This window comes from Streptomyces nanhaiensis (assembly GCF_046614825.1).
Lineage (GTDB): Bacteria > Actinomycetota > Actinomycetes > Streptomycetales > Streptomycetaceae > Streptomyces > Streptomyces radiopugnans.
Map to the genome: position 1 here is coordinate 1 of NZ_JBKJFM010000256.1, position 4553 is coordinate 4553.

The following is a 4553-nucleotide window of genomic DNA, read 5'->3' on the forward strand; positions in this document are numbered from 1 at the left end:
GAGGTGTGTTCCAGGTTGGGGGTGTCCTCGGGTGAGGTGACGACGGCGTTGCGGGTGAGCAGCACCAGCCGGGAATCGGTGAAACGCTCGTCCGCCAGCCACCCCTGAACCAGACCCAACGCCCCGTGTAGGGAAGCCCGTTCACCGGACGGACAAGGAGCGATCACGACGTCGGGAGCACCGGGAAGGGCGGGAAGCCCCTCGTCAGTGGACAGCCAGACCGCCTCAGGAACCTCCGACTGCGCGGCATCGACCTGCACCCACTTCACACGGAACAACGCGTCCCGCACTACAGCCGCGACAGCGGAACCCGCCGTCCCGCCGGACAGCGGTCGCAGTGCCAGCGAGTCGACCGTCAGGACCGGGTTGCCCAGTGCGTCCGCGGCGTCGAGCCGTACCTCGTCCTGACCGGTCCCGGCCAGCCGTACGCGGAGCACGGTGGCACCCGTGGCATGGAGGCGTACGCCCCGCCACGAGAACGGCATCAGTGCCGCCGCGCCGTCCTCGTCCGGGTCTGTGAGGCCGACCGTCTGCAGTGCGGCATCGAACAGGGCGGGATGCAGCTCGAAGTCCCCGGCGTCCCCGACCAATTCCTCCGACAGAACGACCTCGGCGAAGACCTCGTCACCGAGCCGCCATGCCGCTCGCAGCCCCTGGAACTGAGGGCCGTACTCGAAGCCGTTCTCCCGGAACCGCTCGTAGCGGCCTTCGAGGTCGAGCGGCTGCGCCCCGGCCGGCGGCCAGTTGCCGCTCAGGTCAACCCCGGGGCCGGAGTCAAGGCGGTCCGGGCCCAGGGTGCCGCCGGCATGCCGCGTCCAGGGCAGGCCGTCCTGCGCCGCGTCCCCGTCGGGCCGCGCGTGCACGGTCAGCGGGCGCCGGCCGGACTCGTCGGCGGCGCCGACCCGCACCCGGAGCCGTAGCCCGCCGTCCTCGGACAGCACCAGCGGTGCTTCGAGGGTCAGTTCCTCTAATAGCGGGCAACCGGCCCGGTCCCCGGCCCGTACGGCGAGTTCCGCCAGCGCGGTGCCCGGCAGCAAGGTGGCGCCCTCGACGCGATGGCCGCGAATCCACGGCTGGCTGGCGAGCGAGACCCGGTTGGTGAACAGCAGCTCGTCGCCGTCCGTGCTCTCCAGCACGGCACCCAGCAGCGGATGGTCCACCGCGTCCAGGCCCAGCGAGCGTACGTCCCCGGCCGCGCCGGACGCGGCCTTCGGCCAGTAACGCTGCCGTTGGAAGGGGTAGGTCGGCAGCTCCACCCGCCGTGCGTCGCTGGCGGCGAACAGCGCCGCCCAGTCGACGCGGGCACCGCGGGCGAACACCGTCGCCACCGCCTCCACGACCGAGACCGGCTCGGCGCGATCCCGGCGCAGAGCGGCGGCGAAGACCGCCGCGTCGCCCGGCAGGCAGTCCTCGCCCATCCCGGAGAGCACGCCGCCGGGGCCGAGTTCGAGGCAGCTACCGATGCCCAACTCGCCCAGCGTTCGCATGCCGTCGGCGAAACGCACCGCCTGACGAACATGGCGTACCCAGTAGTCCGGGTCGGTCAGCTCCTCGGCGGTCGCCGTACGGCCGGTCACATCGGAGACGATCGGGATCAGCGGATCGCTGTACCGCAGCGGGTCGGCAACCGCCCGGAACTCCTCCAGCATGGCGTCCATACGGGGTGAGTGGAAGGCATGGCTGACATTGAGCCGCTTGGTACGGCGTCCCCGCTCGGCGAGTTCGGCGGCCACGGCGAGCACCGCATCCTCGTCGCCGGACACGACGACGGACTGCGGCCCGTTGACGGCCGCGACCGACACACGCTCCGTGCGCCCGGCCAGCACCTCCACGATCTCGTCCTCGGTGGCCCGCACGGACACCATCGCCCCGCCCGCCGGCAGCTCCTCCATCAGCCGACCGCGAGCAGCCACCAGCGCGCACGCGTCCGGCAGGGTGAACACCCCCGACACATGCGCCGCCGCCAGCTCGCCGACGGAGTGGCCCAGCAGCGCAGCGGGCCGCAACCCCCACGCCTCGACCAGCCGGAACAGCGCCACCTCTACGGCAAACAGACCAGCCTGGGTGTACTGCGTCCGGTCGAGCAGCGCCGCCTCGGGGGTGCCGGGCTCGGCGAACACGACCTCACGCAGCGGGCGTTCCAGGTACGGGTCAAGGCAGGCGCAGATCTCGTCGAAGGCCTCGGCGAACACCGGGTAGGCGGCGTAGAGTTCACGGCCCATCCCCGGTTGCTGGCTGCCCTGTCCCGTGAAGAGGAAGGCCGTACGGGCGGCCCGGTGGCCCGCGCCCGCCACCAGCCCCGGTGCGCCGTCCGACTCCCCGACGAGCGCCGCGAGGGCCGCGTCGAGCCCACCACCGGAGTGCAGCAGCACCGCCCGGTGCTCGAACACCGAACGCCCCGTGGCGAGCGAGAACCCGACATCGACCGGGTCGGTTTCCCGGGCGATCTCCCGTACCCGTGCGGCCTGTTCGCGCAACGCGTCCGCCGACCTCGCGGACAGCACCCACGGCACGACCGGCATCCCGGCCCCGCGCTCCGGCGCGTCCTCGGAGGCCTCCTCCGCCGGAGGCTCTTCCAGTACCGCGTGTGTGTTTGTGCCGCTCACGCCGAAGGACGACACCGCCGCACGGCGCGGCCGGTCGGCGGCCGGCCAGGGCCGCTCCTCGGTCAGCAGGGACACGGCGCCGGAGTCCCAGTCGACGTGGGTGGAGGGTGTGTCGACGTGGAGGGTGCGGGGGAGGAGGCCGTGGCGCATGGCCATGACCATCTTGATGACTCCGCCGACGCCGGCTGCGGCCTGGGTGTGTCCGATGTTGGACTTCAGCGAGCCGAGCCAGAGGGGCTGTTCGGGAGTGTGGTCCTGGCCGTAGGTGGCGAGGAGGGCCTGTGCCTCGATGGGGTCGCCGAGGGTCGTGCCGGTGCCGTGGGCCTCGACGACGTCGACGTCCGCGCCGGTCAGCCCGGCACTGGCGAGGGCCTGGCGGATCACGCGCTCCTGCGCGGGCCCGTTCGGGGCGGTGAGGCCGTTGCTCGCGCCGTCCTGGTTCACCGCGCTGCCACGCACCACCGCCAGTACCGGGTGGCCGTTGCGGCGGGCGTCCGACAGCCGCTCCAGCAACAGCAGACCCACGCCCTCCGACAGGCTGGTGCCGTCGGCGCTGTCCGCGAACGCCTTGCACCGGCCGTCCGGCGCCAGCCCGTGCCCCTGGCCCCGGCTGAACTCGTCGAACAGCGTCGGCGTCGACATCACCGCCACGCCACCGGCGAGCGCCAGGGAGCACTCACCGTTACGCAGCGACTGCACGGCCAGATGCAGGGCGATCAGCGAGGAGGAACAGGCCGTGTCGACCGTCACCGCCGGCCCCTCCAGGCCGAGCGTGTAGGACACCCGGCCGGAGGCGACGCTGCCCGCGCTGCCGTTGTAGACATAGCCCTCGACGGCGTCCGGCGACACACCGACCAGCGTGCCGTAGTCGTGGTACATGACTCCGGCGAAGACGCCCGTACGGCTGCCGCGCAGGGTGCGCGGGTCGATGCCGGCTCGTTCCACGGCCTCCCAGGAGGTCTCCAGGAGGAGCCGCTGCTGCGGGTCCATGGCCAGGGCCTCGCGCGGTGAAATCCCGAAGAAGCCCGCGTCGAACTCGGCCGCGTCGTATAGGAATCCGCCGTGGTCATACAGCCCGTCCAGGTCCCAGCCTCGGTCCGTCGGGAACTCCGACACCGCGTCCTCGCCCGCGGCCACCAGCCGCCACAGGTCCTCCGGGGTGCGTACACCGCCGGGGTAGCGGCAGCTCATCGCGACGATCGCGATCGGCTCCCGGCCGCGCTCGGTGAGTTCGCGGTTGTGCTGCCGTAGCCGCTCGGTCTCCTTGAGGGACGCCCGCAGGGCGGCGACGACCTTGTCGTTGGGGTTGCTCATGAGGTCACTCACGCTCCGCGTCGGTTCCGGCGTTGTCGCCGTCGAAGGCAAGGTTGATGAGGAGGTCGACATCCATTTCGTCGATCGCGTCCACGTCGATGGCGCGGACGTCGTGGACCAAGTCCTGCGCGGCCGGGACGGGAGCCTGCGCGCTCTCCTGCGGGAACAGCTTCCGCTCCACATACCGGGCGATCGCCTGCGGAGTCGGCTGGTCGAAGACGAGCGTGGCGGGCAGTCGCAGCCCGGTGGCCGTGTTGAGCCGGTTGCGCAGCTCGACCGCGGTCAACGAGTCGAACCCGATGTCCTTGAAGGCACGGTCCGGCTCGATCGCGGCCGTCGACGCGTGCCCGAGCACGGCCGCCACCTGCGCGACCACCAGATCCTCCAGAGCTTGCGTCCGCCGCTCGCCAGACACCCGGCCGAGCCGCTCGGCGAGCGACAGCTCCGTGGGCCGCCGATTGCCGGCCTCCGCGGTGCTACGCCGCACCCGACGCTGGGCGAGCCCCCGCAGCAACGCAGGTACGGGTTCCCCGTCGTCGGCCCGTCGCCGCAGCGCCCGGACGTCGAGCCGGATCGGCAGCAGATGCGCCTCACCCGACTCGCATGCCGCGTCGAACAACGCCAGCCCCTCGG

2 protein-coding genes are annotated in these 4553 nt (G+C 72.3%); both read right to left on the minus strand.

The features are described 5' to 3' along the window. Nucleotides 1–3932: type I polyketide synthase (locus tag ACLIYP_RS29285; RefSeq protein ID WP_459076359.1), on the minus strand; the 3932-nt coding region annotated here is incomplete at its 3' end. After that, the coding region (locus tag ACLIYP_RS29290) for an acyl carrier protein (RefSeq protein ID WP_412716107.1) at nt 3925–4553 on the minus strand (629 nt) is incomplete at its 5' end. The genes ACLIYP_RS29285 and ACLIYP_RS29290, both read right to left, overlap by 8 nt.